General features: G+C 66.1%; 23 protein-coding genes and 4 pseudogenes. 15 read left to right on the top strand and 12 right to left on the bottom strand.

Annotated elements, in window-relative coordinates; translation table 11 throughout:
• Positions 1 to 77 precede the first annotated feature (77 nt).
• Entirely contained in the window at positions 78 to 1,046 is a 969-nt protein-coding gene (locus tag M2351_RS19065) for an IS5 family transposase (RefSeq protein ID WP_264657680.1), read from the bottom strand.
• A gap of 270 nt (positions 1,047 to 1,316) precedes the next feature.
• Here M2351_RS19065 and M2351_RS19060 point away from each other — a divergent pair, with 270 nt between their 5' ends.
• From M2351_RS19060 to M2351_RS19050, 3 genes are all read left to right on the top strand, one after another.
• Complete coding sequence (locus tag M2351_RS19060) at positions 1,317 to 4,184, top strand: hybrid sensor histidine kinase/response regulator (protein ID WP_264657679.1); 2,868 nt, start codon at positions 1,317 to 1,319, stop codon at positions 4,182 to 4,184.
• A gap of 49 nt (positions 4,185 to 4,233) precedes the next feature.
• Complete coding sequence (locus M2351_RS19055; protein ID WP_264657678.1) at positions 4,234 to 4,401, top strand: hypothetical protein; 168 nt, start codon at positions 4,234 to 4,236, stop codon at positions 4,399 to 4,401.
• Positions 4,402 to 4,657: 256 nt separating this feature from the next.
• A complete protein-coding gene (locus M2351_RS19050) occupies positions 4,658 to 5,548 on the top strand; it encodes a DMT family transporter (RefSeq protein WP_264657677.1) in 891 nt (296 codons plus the stop codon).
• Positions 5,549 to 5,728: 180 nt separating this feature from the next.
• Here the strand turns inward: M2351_RS19050 and M2351_RS19045 are convergent, their stop codons facing one another.
• The gene (locus tag M2351_RS19045) at positions 5,729 to 6,142 is read right to left on the bottom strand and encodes a hypothetical protein (protein ID WP_264657676.1); all 414 of its coding nucleotides are present in this window, start codon (positions 6,140 to 6,142) and stop codon (positions 5,729 to 5,731) included.
• A 95-nt stretch (positions 6,143 to 6,237) separates the two neighbouring features.
• Complete coding sequence (locus M2351_RS19040) at positions 6,238 to 6,444, bottom strand: hypothetical protein (protein ID WP_264657675.1); 207 nt, start codon at positions 6,442 to 6,444, stop codon at positions 6,238 to 6,240.
• Between the two features lie 283 nt (positions 6,445 to 6,727).
• On the opposite strand from M2351_RS19040, the pseudogene M2351_RS19035 reads away from it, so the two are divergent.
• Positions 6,728 to 7,513: pseudogene (locus tag M2351_RS19035) on the top strand (IS256 family transposase); the annotation flags it as partial.
• A 522-nt stretch (positions 7,514 to 8,035) separates the two neighbouring features.
• Here the strand turns inward: M2351_RS19035 and M2351_RS45150 are convergent.
• Positions 8,036 to 9,094 (bottom strand): annotated as a pseudogene (locus tag M2351_RS45150) (recombinase family protein); the annotation flags it as partial.
• A gap of 326 nt (positions 9,095 to 9,420) precedes the next feature.
• Between M2351_RS45150 and M2351_RS19020 the strand changes: the two are divergent.
• Positions 9,421 to 9,876 (top strand): annotated as a pseudogene (locus M2351_RS19020) (transposase); the annotation flags it as partial.
• Between the two features lie 466 nt (positions 9,877 to 10,342).
• Entirely contained in the window at positions 10,343 to 11,419 is a 1,077-nt protein-coding gene (locus tag M2351_RS19015; RefSeq protein ID WP_264657672.1) for a hemerythrin domain-containing protein, read from the top strand.
• A 14-nt stretch (positions 11,420 to 11,433) separates the two neighbouring features.
• On the opposite strand, the gene M2351_RS19010 is transcribed toward M2351_RS19015, so the two are convergent.
• A complete protein-coding gene (locus tag M2351_RS19010) occupies positions 11,434 to 12,216 on the bottom strand; it encodes an IS6 family transposase (RefSeq protein WP_264658084.1) in 783 nt (260 codons plus the stop codon).
• Here M2351_RS19010 and M2351_RS19005 point away from each other — a divergent pair.
• A complete protein-coding gene (locus M2351_RS19005; RefSeq protein ID WP_264657671.1) occupies positions 12,127 to 13,371 on the top strand; it encodes an IS701 family transposase in 1,245 nt (414 codons plus the stop codon). The genes M2351_RS19010 and M2351_RS19005 overlap by 90 nt on opposite strands.
• A 129-nt stretch (positions 13,372 to 13,500) precedes the next feature.
• Here M2351_RS19005 and M2351_RS19000 read toward each other — a convergent pair.
• Positions 13,501 to 13,617, bottom strand: a pseudogene (locus M2351_RS19000) (IS5-like element ISMra2 family transposase); the annotation flags it as partial.
• 308 nt (positions 13,618 to 13,925) lie between these two features.
• Here M2351_RS19000 and M2351_RS18995 point away from each other — a divergent pair.
• The 4 genes from M2351_RS18995 (at position 13,926) to M2351_RS18980 (ending at position 17,961) form a co-directional block, all read left to right on the top strand.
• Entirely contained in the window at positions 13,926 to 15,146 is a 1,221-nt protein-coding gene (locus M2351_RS18995; RefSeq protein ID WP_264657670.1) for a recombinase family protein, read from the top strand.
• Positions 15,147 to 15,310: 164 nt separating this feature from the next.
• On the top strand, positions 15,311 to 16,510 hold the full coding sequence (locus tag M2351_RS18990) for an IS256 family transposase (protein ID WP_264654291.1): 1,200 nt from the start codon (positions 15,311 to 15,313) through the stop codon (positions 16,508 to 16,510).
• Positions 16,511 to 17,080: 570 nt separating this feature from the next.
• Positions 17,081 to 17,545: a copper resistance protein CopC gene (locus M2351_RS18985; protein ID WP_264657669.1), complete on the top strand. Its 465-nt coding sequence runs from the start codon at positions 17,081 to 17,083 to the stop codon at positions 17,543 to 17,545.
• Positions 17,546 to 17,649: 104 nt separating this feature from the next.
• Positions 17,650 to 17,961 carry a hypothetical protein gene (locus tag M2351_RS18980; protein ID WP_264657668.1) on the top strand — a complete coding sequence of 104 codons (312 nt, stop codon included), beginning with the start codon at positions 17,650 to 17,652 and terminating at the stop codon, positions 17,959 to 17,961.
• Between the two features lie 213 nt (positions 17,962 to 18,174).
• Here M2351_RS18980 and M2351_RS18975 read toward each other — a convergent pair whose 3' ends face one another.
• The 3 genes from M2351_RS18975 to M2351_RS18965 form a co-directional block, all read right to left on the bottom strand.
• Complete coding sequence (locus M2351_RS18975) at positions 18,175 to 19,170, bottom strand: ferritin-like domain-containing protein (protein WP_264657667.1); 996 nt, start codon at positions 19,168 to 19,170, stop codon at positions 18,175 to 18,177.
• Positions 19,171 to 19,380: 210 nt separating this feature from the next.
• Positions 19,381 to 19,761, bottom strand: coding sequence for a helix-turn-helix domain-containing protein (locus tag M2351_RS18970; protein WP_264657666.1), 381 nt, complete (start codon positions 19,759 to 19,761; stop codon positions 19,381 to 19,383).
• Positions 19,758 to 20,009 (bottom strand): type II toxin-antitoxin system RelE family toxin, encoded by a 252-nt coding sequence (locus M2351_RS18965; RefSeq protein WP_264657665.1) that lies wholly within the window; start codon positions 20,007 to 20,009, stop codon positions 19,758 to 19,760. Before M2351_RS18965 ends, M2351_RS18970 begins: the two co-directional genes overlap by 4 nt.
• Positions 20,010 to 20,524: 515 nt before the next feature.
• On the opposite strand from M2351_RS18965, the gene M2351_RS18960 reads away from it, so the two are divergent.
• Together M2351_RS18960 and M2351_RS18955 are read left to right on the top strand one after the other, a co-directional pair.
• Entirely contained in the window at positions 20,525 to 21,109 is a 585-nt protein-coding gene (locus tag M2351_RS18960) for a hypothetical protein (protein WP_264657664.1), read from the top strand.
• A 118-nt stretch (positions 21,110 to 21,227) separates the two neighbouring features.
• Complete coding sequence (locus M2351_RS18955; RefSeq protein WP_264657663.1) at positions 21,228 to 21,431, top strand: hypothetical protein; 204 nt, start codon at positions 21,228 to 21,230, stop codon at positions 21,429 to 21,431.
• A gap of 146 nt (positions 21,432 to 21,577) precedes the next feature.
• Here the strand turns inward: M2351_RS18955 and M2351_RS18950 are convergent, their stop codons facing one another.
• Together M2351_RS18950 and M2351_RS18945 are read right to left on the bottom strand one after the other, a co-directional pair.
• The gene (locus M2351_RS18950; RefSeq protein ID WP_264657662.1) at positions 21,578 to 22,138 is read right to left on the bottom strand and encodes a hypothetical protein; all 561 of its coding nucleotides are present in this window, start codon (positions 22,136 to 22,138) and stop codon (positions 21,578 to 21,580) included.
• Positions 22,139 to 22,527: 389 nt separating this feature from the next.
• Positions 22,528 to 23,883, bottom strand: a complete 1,356-nt coding sequence (locus M2351_RS18945; protein WP_264657647.1) for an IS701 family transposase — start codon at positions 23,881 to 23,883, stop codon at positions 22,528 to 22,530.
• A gap of 62 nt (positions 23,884 to 23,945) precedes the next feature.
• Between M2351_RS18945 and M2351_RS18940 the strand changes: the two genes are divergently transcribed.
• Positions 23,946 to 24,224, top strand: coding sequence for a hypothetical protein (locus tag M2351_RS18940; RefSeq protein ID WP_264657648.1), 279 nt, complete (start codon positions 23,946 to 23,948; stop codon positions 24,222 to 24,224).
• A 319-nt stretch (positions 24,225 to 24,543) separates the two neighbouring features.
• Here the strand turns inward: M2351_RS18940 and M2351_RS18935 are convergent, their stop codons facing one another.
• Positions 24,544 to 25,743 (bottom strand): IS256 family transposase, encoded by a 1,200-nt coding sequence (locus M2351_RS18935; RefSeq protein WP_264654291.1) that lies wholly within the window; start codon positions 25,741 to 25,743, stop codon positions 24,544 to 24,546.
• 267 nt (positions 25,744 to 26,010) lie between these two features.
• Here M2351_RS18935 and M2351_RS18930 point away from each other — a divergent pair, with 267 nt between their 5' ends.
• A complete protein-coding gene (locus M2351_RS18930) occupies positions 26,011 to 26,472 on the top strand; it encodes a ferritin-like domain-containing protein (RefSeq protein ID WP_264657661.1) in 462 nt (153 codons plus the stop codon).
• Positions 26,473 to 26,562: the final 90 nt, after the last annotated feature.

Raw genomic sequence — 26,562 nt, 5'->3', positions numbered from 1 at the left:
CGGTGATCCCGAGCGCCTCAGCGGGCGTTGTTGCGTAAATCGCGCTACGGACAGGCTTCGCGCCTTGCCCGCGGCCCTCAGGCCACCTTATGGGAAACCGGCATGCCGAGGCTGGTCATGCGGTTGATGACCGCGCAGGCGATGCGGGCTTCGACCTTCTGCGCGGGCAGAGTCCGAGCCCGGAGCGTGCGTCCGATCAAAGTTTTGTACCGGGAGAAGGCGGTTTCGCCCAGCGCGCGCTTTCCATAGCCGGTCGCCCGCTGCCAGCCCATCCGGCCCTTTTCGGCGAGGACGTGGATATGCTGATCGCGCTGCGTCGGGGCGGTCGGGGCGGTGTCACTGAGCACCGCCGTGGAGCGCGGTGGAATGATCACCGCGGCGTCGGTGTGGCGTTCGGCGATGGTCTGGTACACCGGCTCGCCATCATAGGCGCCATCGGCCAGCACGGCCCGGACCGGGCCAGCGATTTGATCGAGCAAGGGCCCGACCTGGGACGCGTCGCCGTCCTCGGTCGTGGTCAGTTCGGCGGCGAGGACGTTACCGCTCTCCGGATCGACGGCCAGGTGCAACCGACGCCAGCTGCGGCGCGGTTTGCCACCGTGCTTCTCATGACACCACTCGCCGGCGCCAAACACCTTCAGCCCGGAGGAGTCGATGACGACATCGACCGGCCCAGTCGGCGTCTTCAGTGCGGTAGTCAGCGGTAACCGGGCGCTGCGGCGGGCCAGCGTGGTGTCGTCGGGGACCGGCACGTCGAGCCCGAGCAACTGGACGATGGAGCGCAACAGGCCCTTGGTCTGGCGCCACGGCCGCCCCATCGCCAGGCGCAGCATGATCCCCGTCTCGATGGCGAGGTCCGAGTATGCCAGCGGCCAGCCCCGCCGCCCGGTCTGGGCCGGCGTCCACGTGGCCAGGGCCTCGGGGGTGACCCACACCGTCAAACTGCCGCGCTGCCGCAAAGCCCGGTTGTACTCCCGCCAGTTCCCGACTTTGTACTTGGCCTTCGGGATCTTGTGGCGACGCGGTTCGTTGTGCTTGTACGGCATGCGGGCTCTCGGCTTCAGCGCTCGCCTCTATACCCCAATCGCCCCTCAGGCCAACAGAGCGGTCCCTGACCGGACTTGTGCAACAAAGCCTATTGCCTTCAGTGACTTGGGCGGGCGGCCACGTCGGCGCGGCGCGTCTGACAGCACCCCTCTCGCGCTGCCGAATGGCATCGGCTCCCGAAGGGGGCCATCGTCCTTTGGTGATAGGTTAACAAAGGATTAATTGTTTCCGGGCCGGAATGCTGGCTTTGGCACTGGGGACCCGTTTGCATGACGTCGGACTTGCGCCTTTCCGCACTCGCCGCCGCGGCCGGTTTGCCGGCCGTGCTGTTCGCGACGGTGATGCTGTTCCTGTACAGTAAAGAGCGTGCGGCGGGCGTCGAGAATGGCCTGCGTATGAAGGCGAGCGCGGTCGCCACCGCGGTCGAGCGGCAGATCGCCAACGAATTCGGCGTGCTTCACGCTCTGGCAACCTCCGAAGCTCTCGATGCGCCAAACCTCCGATCTTTTCAGACTCAGGCCCAGCGCGTATTGGAAGCACGGTCCTCCTGGCTCGGTGTCGTGCTCACCGACCATGAGCGCCAGGTCATGAATACGCGCATTCCGGGAGGCATGCCCTTGCCGCCGGTCGCTGACCCGGGGAGCCTGGAACAAGTCTTTCGGACGGGAAAGCCACAAGCTGGCAACCTCCTGGTCGACACTGCCAGAATGCCGGAGCCGATCGTAACGGTTCGCGTCCCCGTGTTCCGCAACGGTGAGCCGCGGTACGCCTTGACCGCCATCATCCGCACAGATGCCCTGTCCAAACTGCTGGGCGAGCAGGGCGTCCCCGAGGGTTGGCGTCTGGCCATCGTCGACCGCCAAGGCCACCTGGTGGCGAGTACCGCATCCGCCGGTCGGACCGATCCCGCCATCAGCCAACGGGTGACCGCATCGGTCTTGAAAGGCGCCGAAGACAAAAACGATGATGTCTTTGAAGCCGTTAGCCGCGACGGAGCGCAGCTGACCGTGGCCGTGGTCCGCTCCGACTTGACCGGGTGGGCCATCGTTGCCGGAACTCATTCCGCGGCGATCTCCGCGCTGTCGCGCAAACCCGTCGCCATCGCGGCACTCGGCGGCCTTGTGGCGGTCGCTCTCGCCGGAGTCCTCGCCTTCGGGCAGCTTCGGGCCTATCGGCGTCAGCGCCAAGCCGAACAGCGGTTTGACGCGCTGAAGATGGAGCAGGCGGTCGCTGACCGGCTCACCGATATCACCAGCAACTTTCCCGGTATGATCTACCGGCGCGTTCTCAAGGACGGAGTCGTCAGCTATCCCTTCGTCAGCGAATGCTCACGGCTCTATCCGGATTACGAGCCGGGCAGCATCGCTGGGGAAAACCTGCTCCGGACGTTGCAGCATGGCATGACGCCGGAGTCCCGAGCGCGCTGGGAAACCGCCATCCGGACCTCCGCGGAGACTGGCGAGCCGTACTCGGTGGAGCTGGAGGTCATCGGGCGGGACGGACGCACCCGGTGGCAGCGCAGTCTGGCGCACACCCGGCACGAGGCGGACGGCCGTGTGGTGTGGGACGGCCTAGTTCTGGATGTAACCGCCGAACGTGAGGCCGAAGCCCACTCCCGCATCAGCGATGAACGGTTGCGCCTCGCTGTTGCCGCGGCTGATCTCGGAACCTTCGATCTCGACCTTATTAGCCGGGAGCTGACGTGGTCGGCGCGCTGCAAGGCGATGTTCGGGCTGTCAGCCGACGCCGCGGTGACCGGTGCCGTCTACCTTTCGCGCGTCCACCCGGCCGATGTTCCCTTAGTTCGGCGGGCCGAGGAGGGGGCGATGGATCCGGCGAGCTCCGGCGAATACCGCCTGCGGTTTCGCGCGCTGTGGCCGGATGGCACGGTGCGGTGGCTGGACGCGACCGGCAAGGTGCTTTGGAGAGACGGGCAGGGGAGGCGGCAGCCCGTTCGCCTGATCGGCGCGGTCCGGGACATCACCGAGGCCCAGCGCGCGGAACAGGACATCAAGGACGCCCGTGACCGGGCCGAGCGCGCCAACGTGTCGAAATCAAAGTTCTTGGCCGCCGCCAGCCACGACCTGCGTCAGCCGCTTCAGTCGCTGTTCCTGTTCGCGGCCGCGCTGCATGGGAGCGTGTCCGGAGCGAAGGGGCGTGAGGCGCTGATCCACCTCGAGCGCGGACTCGACGCGCTCAAGGGCCTGCTCGACAGCCTGCTGGACGTATCGCGCTTCGATGCGGGCGTTGTTCAGCCCATACTCGAAGACTTTGCGCTTGGCACGCTGATCGATCAAGTCGCGGTCGAATACGCACCGATTGCCGAGGGTAAGGGGCTGATGCTGCGGGCCGCCCCCTGCGCGGATGTCGTCCGGAGCGACCGCACGCTGCTGGCGCGGGTGATCCGCAACCTTGTCGAGAATGCCATCCGCTACACCGAGACCGGTGAGGTTCGGATCGCGTGCGACCGGGTCGGCACCACGGTGCGGATCGCGGTCCACGACACCGGGATCGGCATTCCAGAGGAGCATTTGAGCCGCGTCTGGGAGGAGTTCCATCAGGTCGGCAATGCCGAGCGCGACCGCGCCCAAGGCTTTGGCTTGGGGCTGGCGATCGTGCGGCGCATCACCGAGTTGCTCGATCACCCGATCGATGTCCGCTCCGTTCCCGACGCGGGCTCCGTGTTTTCCATTGGCGTTCCAGCCGGCCGCGCCGCCGCCGTCCCCCGTTCCATGGAGACGGCGACACCAACCCGCGGTTCCGGGCAGCTCGCCGTCGTGGTTGACGACGACCCGATTGTCCTGCTCGGGCTCAAGACAATGCTTGAGGAATGGGGCTACGAGGTCGTGATCGCAGGCTCGACCGATGATGCGCTCGAACGGCTTCAGCGTGCTGGGCGTCCACCCCACATCATCGTGGCCGATTACCGGCTGCGCGAGGGGCGCATCGGCACCGAGGCCATTCTCGCCATCCGACGGATGTTCCGCACCGCGATCCCCGGGATCATCCTTACGGGCGAGACGGGGCCGGAATGCCATCGGGATGCCGCAAGTTACGGCTTGCGTGTGATGCACAAGCCCGTCACGCCACGGCAATTGGGGCGGGCTTTGGATCGGCAGCTGGAAGCCGCGCAGTGAGGCCGGGTTTCCGCTGACCTCATTGCGCACGGTGAGCCAGAGCCCCGACGTGTTGCTGGCCGACTCTTACCGAAGCCATGGGCGCGTCGGCACCGCGGTGATCCTCAAGCTGGGCGAGCGTGTCGGTCGGCCGGTGCCCGGCATCATTCTAACCGGCGAGACCGGACCGGAATGCCAGCAGGATAACCAGGCCCATGGGATCGGCGTGCTGCAATAGCCCACCTCGGCGCGGCAACCGCAAGAGGTGCTGACGCATCAGCTGGGGACGGCCGCGTATTCGCTCGCCCCGTTCACGCGGTGGGCACGAACGCCAGCGTGTGGAACGCTCCCCATCGCACGCGACATTTGGAATTTGAGAGCAAGAAACGGGTCGCGCGGCGACACGGCTTCGTCGTAAGCATCGTGGGCTTTCCCACGTTGGAGGCCCTATGCAACCCGCTCTGAATCACAGCATGCGGCCCTCGGAATGGGGCATGCTCCTCGCGCTCTCGGCCCTCTGGGGCGGCTCGTTCTTTTTCACCGGCGTCGCACTCCGGGAACTGCCCCCCATCACCCTGGTTGTGCTGCGCGTCGGGCTCGCCGCCTTTATCCTCAACCTCGTCGTTCCAATGCTCGGGTTGAAGATGCCGTGCGATGGACGGGCCTGGGCCGCGTTCCTCGGCATGGGACTGCTCAACAACGCTGTACCATTCTGCCTCATCGTGTGGGGCCAGACGCGTATCGCGAGCGGGCTCGCGGCGATCCTCAATGCCACGACGCCACTGTCCGCCGTGGTTGTTGCGCACTTTCTGACGCCCGACGAAAAGATGACCACGAACCGGCTCGTTGGCGTTCTCGTCGGCCTCGCCGGTGTCGCCGTTCTCGTCGGCCCAGCGGTGCTGACGGGCTTGGGGACCAACGTCGTCGCACAGGGCGCTGTGCTGGCCGCGGCCTTGTCCTACGCCTTTGCTGGCGTGTTCGGGCGGCGCTTCAAGCGCATGGGAGTCCCAGCCATGGTGACGGCGGCGGGCCAGGTCACCGCTTCGACGCTTGTGCTGCTGCCCGTGGCTCTTCTGGTCGATCACCCCTGGACGCTGGCGGCGCCAAGTCTCACCGTATCGGGCGCGGTGCTCGGCATCGCGGGGCTCTCGACCGCGTTGGCCTACGTGCTCTATTTCCGCCTCCTGGCCACGGCGGGCGCGACGAATTTGTTGCTTGTCACGTTCCTCATCCCGGTCTCGGCGATTGTCCTGGGCGCGCTTCTCCTCGGTGAGCGGCTCGAACCGCGCCATGTCCTCGCCATGGCATTGATTGGATGCGCCCTCGCCGCCATCGACGGGCGTTTGCTCGGGAGAACGCGATTGGGGCCGATCACGCAACGCTAGAAAATGTTCCGACCGCACCCCTCCTCTCCGCTTTTCACACATCACGGAGCTGTGACGCGGACGCAGCGGGAAAAGCCGCCTGTGCGACTCCCCGCAACAGCGCCGCTCTCGCACGCCCACCATGGCATCGTGCTGGCTCTGCTGCCAGAGTCCACCGCATCGTTGCCGTGGGCCTGCTGGTTAGCTCGGCTCCACGCCACTCCTGAAGACATTGCCGGACGGTTCGGCACGGTCTGCGCGACTTCCCGGAGCGCTGGCCACCAGCCGACGGGCAAGCCGGGCATCGGGGTGGCTCAGCATCTGTCCCGGATCGTCCATGGTCCAGCAGGCCAGCCCCTCCAGCGTCTGGGCGCAGGCCACGGCGGCGTCCCGCGACAGGAACTCGCGTGGCAGGCGATGTCCCGTTGCCAGATGCGTGATAATCCAGACCGGCATGCCGTCATCGGCGGTGCGCGGATCGATGCCGAAGGCGCCGCGGACCTCCCCGGTGATCATGATGACGATGACTTGGTTCGGCGCGATCCGATCCGCGGCGACGGCCTCATAGGTCGCGGGTGTCCAGTCCGGTTTGCCGATCAGATCGCGGTTGCGCATGTCTGGCCTGGAGTGAGGTCGTTGCCCTGCTTGGAGATTTCACCGAGCACCATCGTGAGGACATCACCCTTGATTCCATGTTCGTCAGGCGAATCTTATCGCGAGGCTCCGTTCGGTGGGCGGCGCGGCGGTGGGGAGACGGGAGCCGCCCGCCAGCGCACGATGCTGCGCACCGCGAACAGGGCATTGTCGTTGTCCTCGATGGCAAAGTAACGACGCAGTTCGGCAACAGCCGCCCACTCGCCGCCGTCCTCGTAGGCGCGACTGATCGCCGCGCGTTCCTCCTCGCTCACCGTAAACATGCCGGCCCCTTGATCCCGAGTTGGTTGGAAGCTACTCCACCACGGCGCGGTCGTCACGCTTCAGCAAGCCTTGCGCGCGGGCGCGATCGCGCAGCGCCAATTCCCACTCGGTCGCGACGCCGGGCCGTGTCCCGGCACGTGGTGTCTGAGGCGTAAGGCTGGCCCGCCGGAGCGCTCCCCCTAGCTGGCGCAGGCGGGCCAGCCGTCCGGGAGCGGGCGGTCACCGTGTTCTTCGGCTAAGTTGAGGTTGCTTGACGACCATCAACCGAGACGGAGCAACACGATGACCGAGGACAGGATCGCTCTTCACGAGCTGATTGGGAAGAGCGCCGACGCCGACTTTCTGCGCGAAATGGTCGGTTTCGCCGCCCAGCGCCTGATGGAGTTGGAGGTCGAGGGCCTCTGCGGCGCCGGCTACGGTGAACGCAGCGAGGACCGGCTGACCAAACGCAACGGCTACCGGGAGCGGACCTGGGAGACGCGCGCCGGCGCCATCGACCTGCGCATCCCCAAGCTGCGGCGCGGCTCCTACTTCCCAGCCTTCCTGGAGCCGCGGCGCACCGCGGAGAAGGCACTGATCGCGGTGATCCAGGAGGCGTATGTGCAGGGCATCTCGACGCGCAACGTCGATGAGCTGGTCAAGGCGATGGGCATGACCGGCATCTCGAAAAGCCAGGTCAGCCGGCTGTGCCAGGACATCGACGAGCGCGTGCAGGCGTTCCTGAACCGCCCGCTGGAGGGCGACTGGCCCTTTGTCTGGCTGGACGCGACCTACGTGAAGGTCCGCCAGGATGGCCGCATCGTCTCGCTCGCCGCCATACTGGCGATCGGCGTCAACACCGACGGCCGGCGTGAAGTGCTGGGCCTCGGCCTTGGGCTGTCAGAGGCCGAGATCTTCTGGAGCGACTTCTTGCGCTCGCTCACCCGTCGCGGCCTGCGTGGCGTGAAGCTGGTGATCGCCGACGCGCATCTCGGGCTGAAGGCCGCCGCCTCCAAAGTGCTGGGCGCCACACTTCAACGCTGTCGTGTTCACACGATCCGAACGCAATCCTCCAATCGGCTCGGCCATGGGGTCGCGCCCCGGCGGTGGGCTGTGCAAGGGAATGACATGGCGGATCTCCACGCTGCCGTCGTGAACGATGATGCGCTCGATCACGAGGTGCAAGATGGCCTGTTTGTCAGCGAGCGAGGCGCCGTCGAGGCGCCCTTGAACGCGCTCGCAAAACGCAGTCAGGTTGGACACCACCTCCAACGCTTTGGCGCGTTGGCGGCTTAACCCGCGCTGTTGATCGAGCTGGTGGGTGAGCGCACGGCGCTGGTCATCAAGTTGGCGGCGCCGATCGGTCAATTCCTCCAGGCTGATCACCTCCGCCTGATAGGCATCCAGCAGGCGTTGATCGGCACGGGCCAGGCCATTGAGCCGCGCCGTGATCCGTTGCTCCGTTTGACGCTCGTGAGCCGTATGCCGATCCGCTTCGCCGGCAAACTGGTGAAATTGAGCGATCAACCGCTCGGGGGCGCGCAAGAGATCGCGAACGTGCTCCCACACCACTCGGTCCAAATCCGCGCCTTTGACGTGGGCGCGCGGACAGGGACGTGGGCGCGCGGTTTCCACGCAGTCTTTGCCGGCACAGCGATAATAGTGACAAGGGATGTTCCCCGCCGCCGTCCGGGTGATGCCGTACATGGCAAGACCGCATGCGCCACACGTGAGCAGGCAGCGCAGCAGGTAGTCGTATTTTTTGTTGTTGCGGAAGGACAAGGCGGCATTCCGCGCGAGTTGCTCCTGACCGCGATCCCAAGTCTCCTGGTCAACGATGGGCGGGACGGCAATCGGAATCCATTGTTCCTTTGGCCGTAAGCGGCGGCAGCCAACACCACGGTAGGTGGGCTTGCGCGAGCGTGGCTTCTTCGCTGGAACATACTCGTAACGGTTTGAGTACGCGGTTCCCGTATAGACCGGGTCCGACAGAATGTCGTGGACGGTCGAGACCGACCAAGGCCGCCGACCGCAACGCGGAAACCAAGGCCCGAAGTTCAGGCGCTTGATGATCTGACGCAGGGTCATCCGCTCCTCGGTCAACCAAGCGTAGAGCATCCGCACGGTTTCCGCCTCGGCCTCGTCGATGATCAGGCGTCCCGCAGCGCCGCCTTGGCGCCGTAGATAGCGGTACCCATAGGGCGCATGGACGCCGATGAATTGACCGGCTCGCGCCTTCTGCAGCTTGCCGCGGCGAAACCGTTCGCTCAGCAGGGCTCGCTCATATTCGGCGACCGCTCCCTGGATCTGCAGGAGAAGCTGATCGCCGGGGTCATCGGAGATGGTGTGATTGAGAAAGGCCACCGCACAGCCCACACGGCGGAACTCCTCCAGGAGCAGCACCTGGTAGGCGTAGCGGCGGGCCAGACGGTCAGGAGCCAGCACCGCGACGACCTCCACCTCACCATCGCGCACCGCATCGCGCAAGGCATCCAGCCCCGGCCGGTCGAGCCGGGCACCGCTGTAGCCTTCGTCGCGAAACACATGGCGGTCATTCAGGTCGTGGCGGTTGGCGTCGGCCCACGCGCGCAGAGCGGTGAGCTGGCTTTCGATGGTTTGCTGGCGTTCCTGGCGTTCGGTGGAGACGCGGGCGTAGATGGCAGCGCGCATGGTTGATCTCCCTCGACCGGCCCTGCCGCGGTAGCGTCGGCGGGCGGGCTTTCAGAAGCGGTGGGAGTGGGGGGCCGGAGAAGGTGGCGGTACGCATCCGCAAGCCGATCCGGTCCGTCGCGAGTGCGAACAAAGACGGAGTGAACGGTCCACGTTGCTGGTGTCGGGCAACATCGTCGGCGCGGCATTGGGGGGCACCTCGGCTGTGGAGGTGCCGGACCAACAGGCCGGCACACGAGTCACCAGCGTCGGCGTGGCTTGCCAATACTCGTCCAGGCGAACGGAAGCGTCGCGGTGAAGCGGATTTTGTCGATTGCGTTCGGATCGTGCATTGTATGAGGAATCTCCTCGCTTGCGTCGGCAAGACGCACCAGACGATGGTCGCGGCCACCATCCGCACCGCCTTTGCCCAGGAGACCGCCGAGGCGGCGCACGAGCAGTGGCGCCGGGTGGCCGACAGCCTGCGGCCGCGCTTTTCCAAGCTGGCCGCGCTGATGGACGAGGCGGAGTTCGACGTGCTGGCCTACATGAAGTACCCCAAAGACCTGCGCACCAAGCTGCACAGCACGAACCCGCTGGAGCGCCTGAACGGCGAGATCAAGCGGCGCACCAACGTCGTCGGCATTTTCCCTGGCGAAGGGGCGGTTATGCGCCTGGTCGGCGCCTTGCTGCTGGAGCAGCATGATGAATGGGCGGTGGCCCGGCGCTACATGACCATGGAAAGCCTGACCGAGCTGTGCCACCCTCAGCTCACTGACCCGCTGCCCATTGCCGCGGAGTAGACCGGCGGCCTCAAACCGCCGAAGAGCACACAAGCCCCCTCAGACACCACACCTAGGGGCACGATCCGACGCCCGAAGATCGGCCGGGCAACATGGTCCTGCGGAGGACCCTGTTCGATCGTGCTCAGTGAGACACCAGCTTTGCGTGTTGCAGGATGCCCATTTGGCAGCGAACGAAGTGCAGGCTGCCGATGCGCTTGCGGCGACTTCGTCAGATCGAGACCGATAAACGCCGCAGTCGTGGCACAACCCCCGTGATGAGATGAGCCTGTCCGTTATCTGGCACTGCCGTGCCGAAAAGGGAGCATCCATCTCATCAAAGCACCCATGGTTTGCCTCTCGTTCGCAGGAATGCTCATCCCATTACGCTTGGAACCCAGAGCTCTATCCTCTGGTTCATCCTATGCCGCACTGCAGCATGACGACCGCGGTGCACGACCAGCGGAACATTGAAGGGGAAGGTAGCATGACCATCGCACAGCAGATGCAGGAGAGCCTGACCAAGGTGAACGAACTCTTCTCCCGTCTCGCCGATACGTCCAACAACGCCGTGAAAACGCGTGAGCGCTTGTTCAGCGAGCTGAAGGAGGAATTGGAGACGCACGCGACACTCGAGGAAAAGCACCTGTTTCCAGTGCTTCGTAAGCACAAGGAAACCAAGGACCTGGTCGCCGACGCGATCAACGACATCAGGCAGGTTCGCTCACTGCTCAGCGATCTCGACCGGATGCCCAAGGACAACGAAGACTTCGCCACGAAGGTGGCGGAGCTGAAGAAGGTCTTCCAGCAGCATGTCCGCGATGAACGCAAGGAGCTGCTGCCGGCCGTGCGCAAAGCGCTGAGCGACGAGGAAGCGCAAACGGTTAGCGAAAGGCTGGAGGCCGGGCGCATCCAGATCGAAAGCCAGAGGCGCGCGGAGGAGGCGGAGCGCGCGCAAGCCGCCGAGGAGGCCCAGCGGCGCTCGCTGCGCGAGGCCAGCATCGCGATGATGCGTCCGGTTGAGACCGCGGCAATCGGCGGCGAGCAGGTGCTTCGGACCGGTGGCGTGGCGGCACGCGCGGCCGCCGACATGGCGCAGGAGGGCACCCGCCAGACCGCCGGCGTCGCTGGCCAAGCCACGCAGCAGGCGACCGCGACCTTGTTCGAGACGGCGCGCCGGCTGACGGACCTGGCGCAACCGAACAGGGCAGCCATCGACGCACTGGCGGCGTGGCCGACGGCCCTTGGCGACGCGTTGCGCGACACGAGTGAAACCTGGATGATCTATACGAACAGAACGGCCGACGCAAACACGCGCGTCCTGCAGTGCTTCGCCCGCGGCGTCACGCCCCTCGCCGTTGCCGAAGCGCACAGTCGTTACCTCCGGGACACCGTGGAGGCCATGGTGGAGGCCGGCACGCGCCTGGCTGAGATCTCAATGCGCACCACGCAAGCCTTGTCGCAGAGCGCGACGGGAGCCGGGCGCTCGTCACCATCGGGACGCGACGGCGGGTTGCGTCAGATCTCGCGCCACAGCGTGCATGAGGGCATGACGCCGCCCTGAATTGGAAGGGTCGATTACGCGACGGCGAGCATGTCGCGCAGGGCGGCGTCCCTCCGGACATAGATCGCCCGTCGCCGGGCGGTCGGAACATGCTGGTTGCGCCGGGTTGCCGGGCGCAGAAAGTTGCGCACCTCGTCATGGGCCCGGCAGAAAAGATGGGCGCTGTCTGGGAGCTGGAATCCGCGCATCGGCCGCGTCCTTCCTTTCATCCCGCGATGATCTTGCTCCAAATGGTTGTCCTTGAATTTGGAGGTGCGGTGCTCAGCCGCATCCCCGAACACCTGCTTGATGGCTGGCGGGTAGCCGGCGTGCTTGTCCGTCGTAACCGTCTCGGGCATGCGGCCGGTGACCGCCACCGCGGAATGGAAGAACTGTTCGGCGGCCACCTGGTCGCGGTGTTCGCTGAGGTAGACCTCGCCCAGGGCACCATCGCTGTCGATCGCCCGGTGCAAATAGCACCAGCGCCCGCCGACCTTCAGGTACGTCTCGTCGACGGACCAGCTCCGCCCCACCGTACCGCGCCGGCGGCGCCGGAGAGCATCGGTGAGCAGCGGGGCCACCTTGGCCTCCCACTCCCGCACGGCCTCGTGGGAGAAGACCAGACCACGCGACAGCAGAGTTTCCGCGAGATCGCGCAGGCTGAGCTTAGCATTACAGTTGCGATGAAGCGGCCACCCGCCTGTTGATCTGGGCTTTGGGAGGTCGCCATGTCCGGCATTGCGATCGAGGACCTGCTGGAGCTGTGGTCTGCCGAGCTGCGCGAGGTCAAGTCCCGGCTGCCGCCCTTGTTCTTGCAGGCCAGCACAGCGGTCTCGGCCGCCATGTTCCTGGATGGGCTGCTCGGGCCGGAGCGGCGTAAGACCGGGTGGATGCGCGCGGAAGCCGCGGGTGACAAGGGCCCGTGGCGCCAGCAGGCGGTGCTCGGCCGCACCGCCTGGGATGCCGACGCGCTGCGCGACGTGGTGCGCGAGTACGCCCTTGAGGCCCTGACGGAGCCCGACGCCACCCTGGTGATCGACGAGACCGGCTTTCTCAAGCAGGGCAAGGCATCGTGTGGCGTGGGGCGCCAGTACACCGGCTCGGCGGGCAAGATCACCAACTGCCAGATCGGCGTCTTCGCCGCCTACGTCTCGGCCAAGGGGCACGCCTTCATCGACCGTCGGCTCTACCTGCCCAAGGACTGGACCAGCAATCCGGACCGCTTGGCCATGGCCCATGTCCCCGAAGCCGTCCGTTTCGCCACCAAGCCGGCCATCGCCGTCGCGATGGTGCGCCGGGCGCTGGAGGCGGCGGTCCCCTTCGCCTGGGTGGCGGCCGACACGGTCTACGGTGTCGGCGAACTGGAGATGGCCTTGCGTCGTGCCGGCAAGGGCTATGTGCTCGGTGTCACGGGGGCCGCCCACTTCAACTCCTGGGGCGCGCGGCCCGACGTCGGTGGCACGGCGGAGGACATCGCCAAGGCTCTTGCTGAGGACGATTGGGTCCGCCTGTCGGCGGGCGCGGGCAGCAAGGGGCCGCGGCTGTTCGACTGGGCCTATCTGGAACTGGCCGATCTCGATCCGGACTATGTCGGGGCGCCACCCGGCCTGGGCCTCTGGACGCGCGGCCTGCTGATCCGGCGGCGTCCCGCCGATGGTGAGTTGGCGTTCTTCACGACCTGGTGCCCCGAAGGCACCCCGATCGACACGCTGGTCCGGGTTGAGGGCCAGAGGTGGGCGATCGAGGACGCGTTTGAGACGGCCAAAACTGAACTCGGGCTGGACCACAACGAGACGCGGAGCTGGCATGGCTGGCACCGGCATGTCTCGCTGGTGATGCTCGCTTTCGCTCTGCTCGCGGTGGTCCGCCACAAGGCTGATGCCCTGGCCGCGCCCCCAAAAACGGCGAGGAAAGTACCCCGCCGATGGTCCGCTGGTCGATGCAGGAGATCCGTCGTGTTGCCAACCGCTTAGCCCAGCGGCGCATCGAGCCGGCCTTTGTGATCGCCTGGTCCGCCTGGAGGCGATGCCACCAAGCTCTCGCCAGAGAGGCTCACCTCAAGGGCCGAGCGCAACTGTAATGTTAGGTCGTGTTGGCAAAGGTCAGAGCCATAGAAGAATCGCTGCGATGGTGATCATGGCGAGATAGTTGACGGCGCGCTTCTCATACCGGGTCGCGATTCGCCGGAACTGCTTCAACTTGTTGATCAGCCGCTCAATGGGCTGATCACAAATGACAAATTCTGCCTGTCGCGGTCAGGGCAGCTTGTCCTGAACTGGTGGCGCCGACCTCTGCGGCTGCGGGATCGCGCGCAGGAGGGGGCTGGCACGGTTCCCGATCAGGAAAGTGATCGGGGAGGTGCCGATGAAGCGCCACTGGCAGGTTCGCCGGCAGCCGCAGGCTGCCGCGGACGGAGCCCGGCAATGGGATCGGGCGTACATGCTCATCCTGGGCTGGAGCCGCTTGGACGGTCAGACGGCGCCGGTCGAGGCGACCGTCACCTCTCCGCCAACGCAGGAGGTGAGCCATGAGGACGGTCGTCTATGTGCGCGTCTCGACCTCGCGTCAGGCGCAGGCCCAAACCATCGACCAGCAGCTCGACCGGTTGCGCACCCACCTCTGCGCCCACGGCGAGGAGTTCACCAGCGAGACCATCTTCCGGGATGACGGGTACAGCGGGGCGACACTGAACCGGCCGGGCCTGGATCGGCTGCGCGATGCGGTGCGGGCGGGCGAGGTCGAGCGGGTGCTGGTTACCGACCCGGATCGTTTGGCCCGCAACTACGTCCAGCTCATGGTCCTCCTGGAGGAACTGGAGCGCTTCGGTTATCGGGTCGAGTTTCTGGACCGCCCAATGGGGCGCGATCCGCAAGATCACCTACCGTTGCAGATCCGGGGTGCCGTGGCGGAATATGAACGCACCCTGATCGCCGAGCGCATGCGACGGGGACGGCAGATGAAGCTGCGCGCCGGATGCTTGTTGCCCTGGACTCAAGCCCCGTATGGCTACCGCTTGGACCCCAATCGTCCGCGCGATCCAGCGGGCGTGACGGTCGAGCCGGTGGAGGCTGCCGTGGTCCGGGAGCTGTTCACTCGCTTCATCGAGGACCACGCCAGTCTGTTCAGTCTGGCCAAGCATCTGCACGCTTTGGGCATCGTCTCACCGACCGGCCGGCCGCAGTGGTCGCCGACGACGTTGCGCGGCATTCTGACCAACCCCAGCTACACCGGTCAGGTCTTCGCCGGACGCTGGCGCAGCCGCCCGCCCCGGGTCCGTCGGTCGGCGACCCACCCCATTGGCCGGCCTTGTGACTCGCCGGTCCCGACGCCAGCGGAGCAGTGGCTGCCGGTGGCGAGCATTCCGGCGCTGATCAGCGTCGAGCGCTTCAAGCAGGCGCAGACCAAACTCGCCCAGAACCAAGCCTTTGCCCGGCGTCACAACACCCGGCACAGTTACCTGCTGCGCGCTCTGGTGAGCTGCGGCGTGTGTCAGTCGAGCTGCCTGTGCCGCACGGTCCAGCCGGGGTACGACTACTACATCTGCCGCGGCAAAGGGGATCCAATCGTGAGCGGGCGCGGCGAGCGCTGCTCGGCGCGTTATGCCCCGGCCCACCAGCTCGACGACTTGGTCTGGCAGGATCTGTGCGCATTACTCACATCCCCCGAGCAGATCGCACAAGCCCTTGCCCGCGCGCATGGTGGTGGCTGGCTGCCACAGGAATTGCAAGCTCGGCGCGAGCAACGATAGCAACGATCGCGTCCCACCGCGTGGTGTCTGAGGCGTGAGGCTGGCCCGCCGGAGCGCTCCCCCATAGCTGGCGCAGGCGGGCCGGCCGTTCGGGAGCGGCGGTCACCGTGTTCTTCGGCTAAGTTGAGGTTGCTTAACGACCATCAACCAAGACGGAGACCACGATGACCGAGGACAGGATCGCTCTTCAGGAGCTGATTGGGAAGAGCGCCGATGCCGACTTTCTGCGCGAGATGGTCGGCTTCGCCGCCCAGCGCCTGATGGAGCTGGAGGTGGAGAGCCTGTGCGGCGCCGGGTATGGCGAACGCAGCGAGGACCGCCAGACCAAGCGCAACGGCTACCGGGAGCGGACCTGGGAGACGCGCGCCGGGGCCATCGACCTGCGCATCCCCAAGCTGCGGCGCGGCTCCTACTTCCCGGCCTTCCTGGAGCCGCGCCGCACCGCGGAGAAGGCGCTAATCGCGGTGATTCAGGAGGCCTACGTGCAGGGCATCTCGACGCGCAACGTCGATGATCTGGTCAAGGCGATGGGCATGACCGGCATCTCCAAGAGCCAGGTCAGCCGCCTGTGCCAGGACATCGACGAGCGCGTGCAGGCGTTCCTGAACCGGCCGCTGGAAGGCGACTGGCCCTTTGTGTGGCTGGATGCGACCTACGTGAAAGTGCGCCAGGACGGCCGCATCGTCTCGCTCGCCGCCATACTGGCCATCGGCGTCAACAGCGATGGCCGGCGCGAGGTGCTGGGGCTCGGCCTCGGGCTGTCGGAAGCCGAGACCTTCTGGACCGATTTCCTGCGCACCCTCACCCGCCGGGGCCTACGCGGCGTAAAGCTGGTGATCGCCGATGCGCATCTCGGGCTGAAGGCCGCCGCTTCCAAGGTGCTGGGCGCCACACTTCAACGCTGTCGTGTTCATTGCATGAGGAATCTCCTCGCCTGCGTCGGCAAGGCGCACCAGACGATGGTCGCGGCCACCATTCGCACCGCCTTTGCCCAGGAGACCGCTGAGGCGGCGCATGAGCAGTGGCGCCGGGTGGCCGACAGCCTGCGGCCGCGCTTTTCCAAGCTGGCGGCGCTGATGGACGAGGCGGAGTTCGACGTGCTGGCCTACATGAAGTACCCCAAGGACCTGCGCACCAAATTGCACAGCACGAATCCTCTGGAGCGGCTGAATGGCGAGATCAAGCGGCGCACCAACGTCGTCGGCATCTTCCCTGGCGAAGGGGCGGTTGTGCGCCTCGTCGGCGCCTTGCTGCTGGAGCAGCATGATGAATGGGCGGTGGCCCGGCGCTACATGACCATGGAAAGCCTGGCCGAGCTGTGCCACCCTCACACCCCTGATCCGCTGTCCATCGCAGCGGAGTAGACCGGCGGCCTCAACCCGCCGAAGAGCACAGAGGCCCCCTCAGACACCACGCCTCGGGGCACGATCGAAGCAAGGTCGGTCAGCGACAACGCGAGCCGCGATACCAGGACCACCATCGCCACGAACTTGAGTGTCGCGCAGGCCTTGCACGCCCAAGGCAACGATGCTCAGGCCGAGGAGTATCTGCGCTTCGCCCGCGGCATTTTGGGCCTTGACACCAAGGTCCAGAACCCGGCCACCCAAGTTGGAGACGGCGCTGGGGCCCGCCATGCCGTCAACTGATGCAGCAGGAGAGAGCTATGGACAGCGATTTCCCGCCAAGCGTGCCGAAGCCCCAGACGGCAACCCGCAGCGACTGACCATAGGCACCCAGTAGAACCGCGAGAGACCGGGTCGTCCGAGAATCGCTTCGGTCGCCTTCGGTACCGTAAGCGATCTGCTGGATGTGACTTGCGCAGCTTCAATGGTCCGGGTGGCAGGCTCCGATCACCCCACCAGCAAGCAGCCAAAGAAATCCGCTTACTGGTGGGGTGAATGGGGGGCTCCCGGGCCCAACCTCGAGCAGCCGCCATGAATACTCACATCGCCCCAAGCAAGGTGCGGCATTGGCTTATTCACATGACCATTGCCAGTGCCGCCCTAGTTACGATTGCATGGACATCGCCGCTTCATGCCGATTCGCAGGACCGTTTCGCCTCTGGGCAGCGTGCGAATATTGTCGTCGCCGGGTCGACACGTTCCTTCCTCGTCCGATTTGAGGAACCGTTCGACCACGCGCAGGCACGCGTCGAGTTGGTCACACCGGAATCGACCCGCGTTTTGCACGCGCGACTCAACAGCGCGCCCAACACGCTCTTCGTCGCCCTGGGTGCGCTTCCAGCCGGCAGCTATCAGCTTCGGTGGGCAGTGCGAACCGCCCATGGCGCTGTGGAGCAGGACGGGGTCCTATTCACGGTCGCGCCAACGGAACCGCCCCGCGGGCGCGGCAACATGATCGTGTCCCTTCGCGGCATAGACGGCGGAAAGGAGCACTAGCCCCCTGTCCCTGCTGAGCCGAAGGTGGCTCGTCTCACGTTCTGTCGCGAACGAGGGTTGCACCGGGTGGGCCGGCGCCATGCCTCAGACACAGGAGACGAGCCATGGAGCAGAATGACCGGGTGTTTGTCGCCATGGACATGCACAAAGAGACGATCGCCGTCGCGGTGGGCGCGCCCGGGCGCTTGGGCGAGGTGCGCTTTCTGGGCGAGATCCCCAACCGAGCTGACGCCGTGCGCCGGCTCATCGAGAAGCTGGCCAGCAAGTACGGTCGGCTGAGCGTCTGCTACGAGGCCGGGCCGTGCGGCGATAGTCTGCACCGGCAAATGACCGAGCTCGGGCGTGAGTGCGTCGGCGCTGGCTGGCCAATCAGCGTTTCGAGCATCCGGCTCAGCAGATCGTTTTGCAGGAGCTGATCGATACCGTCATCGATGCCGAGACGCGGCGCGATCGGCTGAACGGGCAAATTAAGGAGCTGGCCCGGAGCTGAGCGCTGCGGCCGCTGGTCGAGGCTCTGCAGGCAATGCGCGGCGTTGCGTTTCTGTCGGCCGTGGTGCTGGTGGCGGAAGGGGGGCAGGGCCCAGGCTCTCGTCAACAAGGCGCGAGCCTTGACGAACCACAGCAGCGCATCATGATGCTGTCCCCGAAGGAATCGGCTGCTTGCGCCCCATGAACCGGAGCGCCAACCGGGCGAGAGCCGGCATTGTCGTTGGACGCCGCAGTCTCGTGTCGTAGCCCGCGAAGCGGCGGTCGTTCTCAGCGAGGCACAGGGTCAGGAGGTCCGGGATGCTGACATCGCCATCGGTCACGGCCTTGCTGCCGGTGACCGTGAAATTGTTGTCCTGCGGCTTGCCCCGCCCGTCTTGTCCGTCGTCCATGCCGCGGGCCAAACCGATCCGTTCCCACCCGAGGAACAACCAAGCAGCCGCGACCTTCACCTCGAACCACGGACGGCGCCACCAGGTGATGGTTCGGCGATGCCAGGCGAGCCAATTCGCGAACAATAAGATGTGCCGGCATTCCTCCTGCATCACCGGCTCAAAGGTTTCAACGAGTTCGGGCGGGAAAAAGCCCGACCGTTCGGCAAGCGCGAAGAGCCCGAAGGCGAAGAAGCTGTCGATGCACTCGCTGAACCCGGTGACGAGGTAGGCCCATTCCGTATTTTGCGGCGGTGGGTAGGGGGGCTCGGGCTCCAGCGTGATTCCGTACGCGGCCACCAGGTTTGCGAGGACCATTTTGTGCCGGCCCTCCTCCCAACCATTCAGCTCAATGGATTCTCGCCATAGGGGATCGGCGAGGCTGTGCGCGTAGGCGAGCATGCGTATCCGCGCTTTGCCTTCGGTCTGCACCGCGATGTCCCAGATCGGCAAGCTGATGAGCCGCTCCCGGGCCTCGACGTCCAGGTGAGGCCAATCGATGACGGTCGGCTTGTAGGGGTTGAAGGTCTCGCGGAACATGTGCGCGACGGCGCGCGTGTGCGCCTCGGTCCCGGGCCGCAGAGGACCCGGATCGGCGCTCGTCCAGTAGCGCGCCGCGTGGTCTGCGGCAGCGATCAAGGCCTTGTCCAAGATCGCCACGGAGGCGAGCTGAAGTCCACCGGGCGGCGGCGAAAGTTCGGCTTCCATGCTCGGCACATACTCCTGTCGGCTCGGGGTGGAACGGGTCGTTAAAGGTGGGTGTCACCGCGGGCACCCGAGGCGCGTTGGTATGATCGGTGGCGACACCACAGGCCCGCAGGATGCGGCCGCACGCCACCTCCGTCCGGTGGTCGATGCGCAGCTGGAGCATGGTTATAGCTTCACGGACATTCACGGATGACAGCAGCCCGCCAGCGATCACGTGCGCACCAGCAGGTCGAGCGGGACCTTGAGCGCGTTGGCGATGCGGGCCATCGTGTCCAGGCTCCCCGGCTTACGGGCGTTCTCGATCTCGGACAGATAGGATTGCGAAACCCCCGCGGCCTCAGCCAAGCCACGGGATGTGAAGCCGCGGTGCTCGCGGAAGACCGTGACCGGGTGGTCGCCGTCGAGGATGCGCTCGGCGACCTCGAACGGGAACACCTCAGTTTCCCCAGCGGCCAAGCGGGCCTTGACCGCGTCGACGTCGGCCAGGTCCTGCGCGTCAGTCACCAACTCGGCGAGGGCTTCGAAGTCCGCCCGGCTCAGCGTGACGCTGTCGGCCGTTTCGGCGATCGGCGTGATGGGCAGAGCGTTCATCGGTAGACCTCCTTCCGGTTCCCAATCTTCAGCACGGTGATCAACAGCGCATCGCCATCAATCTCATAGATGGCCCGCCAGTCGCCATGGCGGATGCGGCCGCGTCCGCCGCCAAAGGACTTTGCCCAAGGGTGCGGTTCATAGGGAGCTTCGGCGAACGCCTTGATCTTCGCCCGCAGTCCCGCCGCATCGCCCTTCGGCATGCGAAGCAGCACCTTCAACGCGGTGGTTTCGATCACGAGCTTCATGCGCGGATGATCGCTGATAGCGAATAGGCCGTCAAGGAGAATTCGCTCCCAGCGAAGAGGGTTGTGCTCTAGTGGCGACGCAACCCGTGAAGAGCACTGCGTCGGAGTGCTGGGGCTTTCCCGCCGCGGTGCCGCTGACCCCGAGGAGGTGGACTGACGATGACGCTGAGAGCGGCCGCCCGCTGCCGACGCGCAGGCATATCGCAGGTAGTGAATCGCCGCAGGCGCATAATTAGATATGCGCAACGAAACCATGGAAGCAGCAACTACACGGCGTTAACCTACTTCTACGTTCGCGCGGTCCTCGGCGGCATCGGTTGCGCAACGGCTCCGCCGGGTAGGGCTGGCTCAGCTCCCGGCGTGGCAGAAGATGCGGACGCGGCGACTGATGGACGAGCAAAGGTCGGGAGCATGGTAGACGCGCGCGGTAACATACACCCCCCATCCCGACGGCCGGTCAGCTTGGGCCGGAGGCTCCGCCGCGCCGAAAGGGACGGCGCCGGCATTGCGGCGCCTTGGACGATGGCCGTGCGCCGTCGCATGACGGATCCGCCGGCGTCGCCTTGGCGCGCGGTGAGACCGGCCAATGGGATTTTGTCGCGTTATGCTACGCGCGGGGCTTCACCAGGCGTGAACGGCCGGTCATTCAGCGCGCGGCGATGATCGATCTTGCCGCGCAGCGCGAGAATGCAGCGGTCACGGAAGCCCTGGCCTGGATCGGTCGAAGCATTGAAACGCGGCATGGCGACGTGCGGCTGTGTGGCGTGCAGATCGCGCGGGTCCGAAGGGGCGTCGGCCGTCCATTGCCGGCTCGGGCAGACTTGCTCCTGGTCGACGAGCGTAGCGACCTTCCAACGACGCGCTTGCACACCCCGCGCCTGTCCAAGATCAGCCGCGCCTATCTTCGCGCCTTGGCGTCGGGCGCACTGGTCGCCGGCGCGCCGCGGACGGTTGGGGCGTTGCGGCGCATGGGGCTGCTCAGCCTGGAGGGTGCTATCATCACCGATTTCGCTTGGCGCCTGTTTGGCGCTCAACTCGCTCCAGGGCGCGCAGCCCCGCGCGCGAAAGGGAAAGCCTCTCAACACAGCGTCACTGCATGAGAGAGGCACGCCATCACCAGGTCGGGCGATCCATGAATCGATTCATGACCGTCACCGCCAGCAAACCCCGCCCACGGCGCCCCGCGCCCGCCGTATCCAGCCGAGGACGAACCCCACCATGCCATCGCTGTCCGACCATGACTTCCGCCCGGAACGATTGACGCTCGCTTACGCGGTGGAGGCGGTCCGCCTCTGGGCCACCGGGCGCATCCGCTGGTCCATCCTGCTGCTCGCGTTGCGCCACCATCCCGCCGCCGTCGCGGGAAAAGGAGGCTGCCACATCATCGATCAGGATGCGGCTGACGCCTATTTCGGCCCGTGACCGTGGCCGGGATCACCTGCACCGGAAGACGACCACCATGACCGCCGTAATTACCCTCTGTCGTGGCGCACCACACCGCCACGACGCAACGGTGGAGTGCGACTGTGGTGGGGCAGGGGAACGCCGTTGCTACCGGGTCATTCGCATCACCGAGCGCACCTGTCCGTGATGACCGGCGCGTCGTAAAGGCCGAGGACGTCGACCGCGCTGTCGTCCGGGCGATGGTAGCGGCGCACCAGCTGGCGTGCCTGAAAGCTCACGCATCCGACCATTTCGGGAGGACCGGCGTCGACCACGCCTTCGGAGTCCAGGGCATAGTGCTGGGCGGGATCGCCGATGTAAAGCTGGCCGATGTCGACGCCGTCGCGCGTGCGCTGCATGACCGGGAACGACGCCAGGATGCCGTCGGCGTGCTGCCAGCCGACCTGCCGCTCGCCGTGCTGAATGAGCTTCTGCGGATCGATGTCGGGCAGGCATTGCGTGATGGGAGAAAACATCTCGACCGCGTTCTCGCCGCCGCCCTGCCGCCGCACCCCATAGCGGACCATCGGCCAGGACACGCCGCCCGCCAGGTCGTCGTAATACTGCCCGGCGCACGCCTGGACATCCTTCTCGACCGTTCCCTCGGGCGCCCCCCAAGGACCGCAGGGGAGCAGCTTGCGGTAGGTCGCGGCGCTGGCGTCGGTCTGCACGTGGATCTCGCTCATGGTGACTCCCCACACGCTGCCCATGAAACCATCCATGGAGCCGGAGCACGCCCGCGCTTGGTGGTTGAGGGTGACCGGAATCGGTTCGAGACAGGGGGTGAGGCCGCGGTAGACGCCGTCCGGGGTCGTCCAGCCGTAGCGTTGCGCGGCCGTGCTCGATCCCCCTTGGCCCCCGGGCGCGATGACAGGTCTTTGGACGCAGCCGCCGATGGTGATCCCGAAAGGCGCGCTCGGTCGCTGCTGGTCGGGCAAGCAGCTCTGGATTTGCAGGAGCGGGCCATTGTGAGGGCGCGGCGCCGAGTGTCACACTCGGCTTTGCGCATCGTGGGACATCCGTCCGTTCTGGGACGGTGGTCATCCGGCCAAGCGGAGTGCGGGATTGACGTGGCTCATGGAGCGTAGCAGACGGATTCGATGAGGCGGCGCAGGAGCGGAGGGGCGGTTTTCGTCATCTCGGTGGTTTCGGACGAGATGGCGAAAACCTGTTCGAACCACAGGTGCCGGCGCAGGCGGGCCAACGCATCAGCGAAGGTCGGCGCCGGCTTGGGGTACCACAGGGCGCGCCGCGGCGACAGCGCCAGCCGGTCGGCATGTTGGTGCACGTACAACGTGATCAGCGAATACAGCCCGAACAGCAGCGGCGTCGTGCGGAACACCGCCGGATCGGTCCACTGGCGCTGCGTCGCGATCCCGATGTGGGCGCGACTTTCTTCGTAAGTGGTTTCCATGGACCAGCGACGATTGAACCATTCCAGCACCGTGCGCGGCGGCACCGTCGGATCGGTACACAGGAAGGCTTCGGGCTCGCGCCGGCCGTCGGGATAGCGGACCAGCACCCACAGGATCGGCACGACCGGCTTACCCGCATGATACCACAGCGCCGTGCCGCTGGCGTACTCGATCCAGCCACCGGTGCGCCACTGGGTGCGGCTGGCCTGGACAGCGCGCCGCCAGACCGTCTCCGGGTCGCTCAGCCGAGCGCGCAAGCTCGGCTGCCGGGCTCCCTTGACCGCCGGGCGGCCATAGTGTTGCTCGGCCGGCGGGGGATCGAACAGGGCGGCATCCAAGCGCAAGCGCGTGACGACAATGATGGATGGGCTCAGCGCGTCGAGCAAATCCAGCGCGGCGAACCCGCCGTCCATAACGGCGACCACCAGCCGCTCCGGCAGCCAGCGGTGCAGGCGCCGCAGGACGGCGCGTGCCCAGTCGTTGACCGACCGGTAATGTCGTCCGTGCTCCTGGCACCAGGAGCGGCTGGGCGTCAGCGCGGTGAGCACCGGCAGGCCCCAGATGCGGCCGGCGAACGGCACCTCGACCAGCAGCATGGCGGTCAGCCAGCGCAGGCCGTGGCTGGTGACCCGTCTCTTCTTGGACGACCGCACCGCGTCATAATACTGGCTGGCCGGGCGGATGCACGGGCCGCGCCGGCGCTCCAGAGTGTGATCGACGCCGATGACGACCGGTCCGTCCGGAACGAAGGCGCCGACCAGGGCGTGCAGCAGCGTGCGGGCCAGCACCAACCCCGACCAGGCGTTGCGGTTGAGCACGCGGTGAAACGTCGCGAACCCCGGCTCATCGGCCAGACCGAGGGCGCGCAGCGCATTGGCGACCGTGCGCGGGCCGACCGCCAGCACGGCGCCGACGGCGAGTGCCGCCACCGTGGCGCGGGTGCGTCCGGAGAAGGCCTCCAGGTACGGCCAGAGCCACGCGACGAAGCTTTTGGGGAGGACAATGGGGCGTACCATGGTACACCTCTGGCGGCGCCGGATGTATGACCACCCAACAGACTTGCGCACGCGTGATCGCGATGCCCACGACCGACCCCGTCCTGGAGCGGATTGCCACCTATCCCTGGCCGCGCGGCGGCCTCACCGTCCGCCGGATCAACCGCGGCTACTCACTGTTCAGCGCCCGCACCGGCGCGCCAGTTGCCCGCTTGCGGCCACTGGGCGAGACCAACCGCGTCGAAGTTCTGTGGTGGCGGCGCGAGGCCTGGGGACCGGCTGGACCCTTCGGGGCGGTGTTCGACCTTGAGGACGCTCTCGCCTTCATCGCCGATGAACCGGCCTTCTGGATCCGGGCATGAGGGAAGGAATGCCGTCCCAGATCGCGCAAAGCCGAGCACACAAACAACGCCAAGGTCGAACATTGTGAGAACAGCCTTGGTCCTGGCTCAAAGGGCAGGATTGGTGGAAGGAAAAGAATTTGATCGTCCGCTTTTCGCCAAAAAAGCTGTCGTCGGGGATGTTGTGAAAGGGAAAGGTAGACAGCGTGCATCGTCACCAATTGCGCCCGCCCTCATGCGTTTCGGCATTCTCATCCGAAAATTCGCTTTGATGGATCGTGCCCCGAGGCGTGGTGTCTGAGGGGGCCTCTGTGCTCTTCGGCGGGTTGAGGCCGCCGGTCTACTCCGCTGCGATGGACAGCGGATCAGGGGTGTGAGGGTGGCACAGCTCGGCCAGGCTTTCCATGGTCATGTAGCGCCGGGCCACCGCCCATTCATCATGCTGCTCCAGCAGCAAGGCGCCGACGAGGCGCACAACCGCCCCTTCGCCAGGGAAGATGCCGACGACGTTGGTGCGCCGCTTGATCTCGCCATTCAGCCGCTCCAGAGGATTCGTGCTGTGCAATTTGGTGCGCAGGTCCTTGGGGTACTTCATGTAGGCCAGCACGTCGAACTCCGCCTCGTCCATCAGCGCCGCCAGCTTGGAAAAGCGCGGCCGCAGGCTGTCGGCCACCCGGCGCCACTGCTCATGCGCCGCCTCAGCGGTCTCCTGGGCAAAGGCGGTGCGAATGGTGGCCGCGACCATCGTCTGGTGCGCCTTGCCGACGCAGGCGAGGAGATTCCTCATGCAATGAACACGACAGCGTTGAAGTGTGGCGCCCAGCACCTTGGAAGCGGCGGCCTTCAGCCCGAGATGCGCATCGGCGATCACCAGCTTTACGCCGCGTAGGCCCCGGCGGGTGAGGGTGCGCAGGAAATCGGTCCAGAAGGTCTCGGCTTCCGACAGCCCGAGGCCGAGCCCCAGCACCTCGCGCCGGCCATCGCTGTTGACGCCGATGGCCAGTATGGCGGCGAGCGAGACGATGCGGCCGTCCTGGCGCACTTTCACGTAGGTCGCATCCAGCCACACAAAGGGCCAGTCGCCTTCCAGCGGCCGGTTCAGGAACGCCTGCACGCGCTCGTCGATGTCCTGGCACAGGCGGCTGACCTGGCTCTTGGAGATGCCGGTCATGCCCATCGCCTTGACCAGATCATCGACGTTGCGCGTCGAGATGCCCTGCACGTAGGCCTCCTGAATCACCGCGATTAGCGCCTTCTCCGCGGTGCGGCGCGGCTCCAGGAAGGCCGGGAAGTAGGAGCCGCGCCGCAGCTTGGGGATGCGCAGGTCGATGGCCCCGGCGCGCGTCTCCCAGGTCCGCTCCCGGTAGCCGTTGCGCTTGGTCTGGCGGTCCTCGCTGCGTTCGCCATACCCGGCGCCGCACAGGCTCTCCACCTCCAGCTCCATCAGGCGCTGGGCGGCGAAGCCGACCATCTCGCGCAGAAAGTCGGCATCGGCGCTCTTCCCAATCAGCTCCTGAAGAGCGATCCTGTCCTCGGTCATCGTGGTCTCCGTCTTGGTTGATGGTCGTTAAGCAACCTCAACTTAGCCGAAGAACACGGTGACCGCCGCTCCCGAACGGCCGGCCCGCCTGCGCCAGCTATGGGGGAGCGCTCCGGCGGGCCAGCCTCACGCCTCAGACACCACGCGGTGGGACGCGATCCTTTGATGGCCGGCGTGATCACTCGGCCGCCTGATGGTTGATGGCAGTGGGCCGGCTGGCTCGCGTGCTGGCGAACAATGCACGAGCCTTCGGAGGAGGACAGCGTGATGGCTGATCTCGATACGACTCGGGTGGTCGAGGTTCTCAACCGCATCCTTGAAGCCGAACTCGCCGGTGTCGTGCGCTACACCCACTACTCGTTCCTGGTTTTCGGCTACAATCGCATCCCAATCATCGCCTGGCTGCGCGATCAGGCCACGGAATCGCTGACCCACGCTCAGCAGGCTGGAGAGATGATCACCCACCTCGGTGCCTATCCCTCGCTCGCCATCGGCCCGTTGCTCGACAGTCACCAGCTCGATATCGGAGCGATTCTCCGTGAATCGCTGGCCACCGAGGGCAAAGCGCTGGCGCTCTACCGCGAACTTCTGGGGTTGGTGGAAGGGCGATCGGTGATGCTCGAAGAGTATGCCCGACAGATGATTTACACGGAGGAGCAGCATGCCGGTGAGGTGGACAAAATGCTCCGAAAACCCGGCAATCTCGCCGCCTTCAACCCCGTGCTCTGACATAGGCGGACAATGACCGTGCTGCATGCGCCGGCATGCTGGCGGCCCAGGGTGGATTATGAACGAGGGGTCATCATGGCGGGCTGGACA

The sequence above is a fragment of the Azospirillum canadense genome (assembly GCF_025961225.1).
Classification (GTDB): domain Bacteria; phylum Pseudomonadota; class Alphaproteobacteria; order Azospirillales; family Azospirillaceae; genus Azospirillum; species Azospirillum canadense.
This window is presented reverse-complemented; position numbering and strand designations above follow the sequence as displayed.

Excerpts from the sequence above, each read along its gene's own strand:
- M2351_RS19065 (WP_264657680.1), bottom strand. The coding sequence starts at position 1,046 with ATGCCGTACAAGCACAACGAACCGCGTCGCCACAAGATCCCGAAGGCC.
- M2351_RS19060 (WP_264657679.1), top strand. The coding sequence starts at position 1,317 with ATGACGTCGGACTTGCGCCTTTCCGCACTCGCCGCCGCGGCCGGTTTG.
- M2351_RS19050 (WP_264657677.1), top strand. The coding sequence starts at position 4,658 with ATGCTCCTCGCGCTCTCGGCCCTCTGGGGCGGCTCGTTCTTTTTCACC.
- M2351_RS19045 (WP_264657676.1), bottom strand. The coding sequence starts at position 6,142 with ATGCGCAACCGCGATCTGATCGGCAAACCGGACTGGACACCCGCGACC.
- M2351_RS19040 (WP_264657675.1), bottom strand. The coding sequence starts at position 6,444 with ATGTTTACGGTGAGCGAGGAGGAACGCGCGGCGATCAGTCGCGCCTAC.
- M2351_RS19015 (WP_264657672.1), top strand. The coding sequence starts at position 10,343 with ATGACCATCGCACAGCAGATGCAGGAGAGCCTGACCAAGGTGAACGAA.
- M2351_RS19005 (WP_264657671.1), top strand. The coding sequence starts at position 12,127 with ATGTCCGGCATTGCGATCGAGGACCTGCTGGAGCTGTGGTCTGCCGAG.
- M2351_RS18995 (WP_264657670.1), top strand. The coding sequence starts at position 13,926 with ATGAGGACGGTCGTCTATGTGCGCGTCTCGACCTCGCGTCAGGCGCAG.
- M2351_RS18990 (WP_264654291.1), top strand. The coding sequence starts at position 15,311 with ATGACCGAGGACAGGATCGCTCTTCAGGAGCTGATTGGGAAGAGCGCC.
- M2351_RS18985 (WP_264657669.1), top strand. The coding sequence starts at position 17,081 with ATGAATACTCACATCGCCCCAAGCAAGGTGCGGCATTGGCTTATTCAC.
- M2351_RS18980 (WP_264657668.1), top strand. The coding sequence starts at position 17,650 with ATGGAGCAGAATGACCGGGTGTTTGTCGCCATGGACATGCACAAAGAG.
- M2351_RS18975 (WP_264657667.1), bottom strand. The coding sequence starts at position 19,170 with ATGGAAGCCGAACTTTCGCCGCCGCCCGGTGGACTTCAGCTCGCCTCC.
- M2351_RS18970 (WP_264657666.1), bottom strand. The coding sequence starts at position 19,761 with ATGAACGCTCTGCCCATCACGCCGATCGCCGAAACGGCCGACAGCGTC.
- M2351_RS18965 (WP_264657665.1), bottom strand. The coding sequence starts at position 20,009 with ATGAAGCTCGTGATCGAAACCACCGCGTTGAAGGTGCTGCTTCGCATG.
- M2351_RS18955 (WP_264657663.1), top strand. The coding sequence starts at position 21,228 with ATGCCATCGCTGTCCGACCATGACTTCCGCCCGGAACGATTGACGCTC.
- M2351_RS18950 (WP_264657662.1), bottom strand. The coding sequence starts at position 22,138 with ATGAGCGAGATCCACGTGCAGACCGACGCCAGCGCCGCGACCTACCGC.
- M2351_RS18945 (WP_264657647.1), bottom strand. The coding sequence starts at position 23,883 with ATGGTACGCCCCATTGTCCTCCCCAAAAGCTTCGTCGCGTGGCTCTGG.
- M2351_RS18940 (WP_264657648.1), top strand. The coding sequence starts at position 23,946 with ATGCCCACGACCGACCCCGTCCTGGAGCGGATTGCCACCTATCCCTGG.
- M2351_RS18935 (WP_264654291.1), bottom strand. The coding sequence starts at position 25,743 with ATGACCGAGGACAGGATCGCTCTTCAGGAGCTGATTGGGAAGAGCGCC.
- M2351_RS18930 (WP_264657661.1), top strand. The coding sequence starts at position 26,011 with ATGGCTGATCTCGATACGACTCGGGTGGTCGAGGTTCTCAACCGCATC.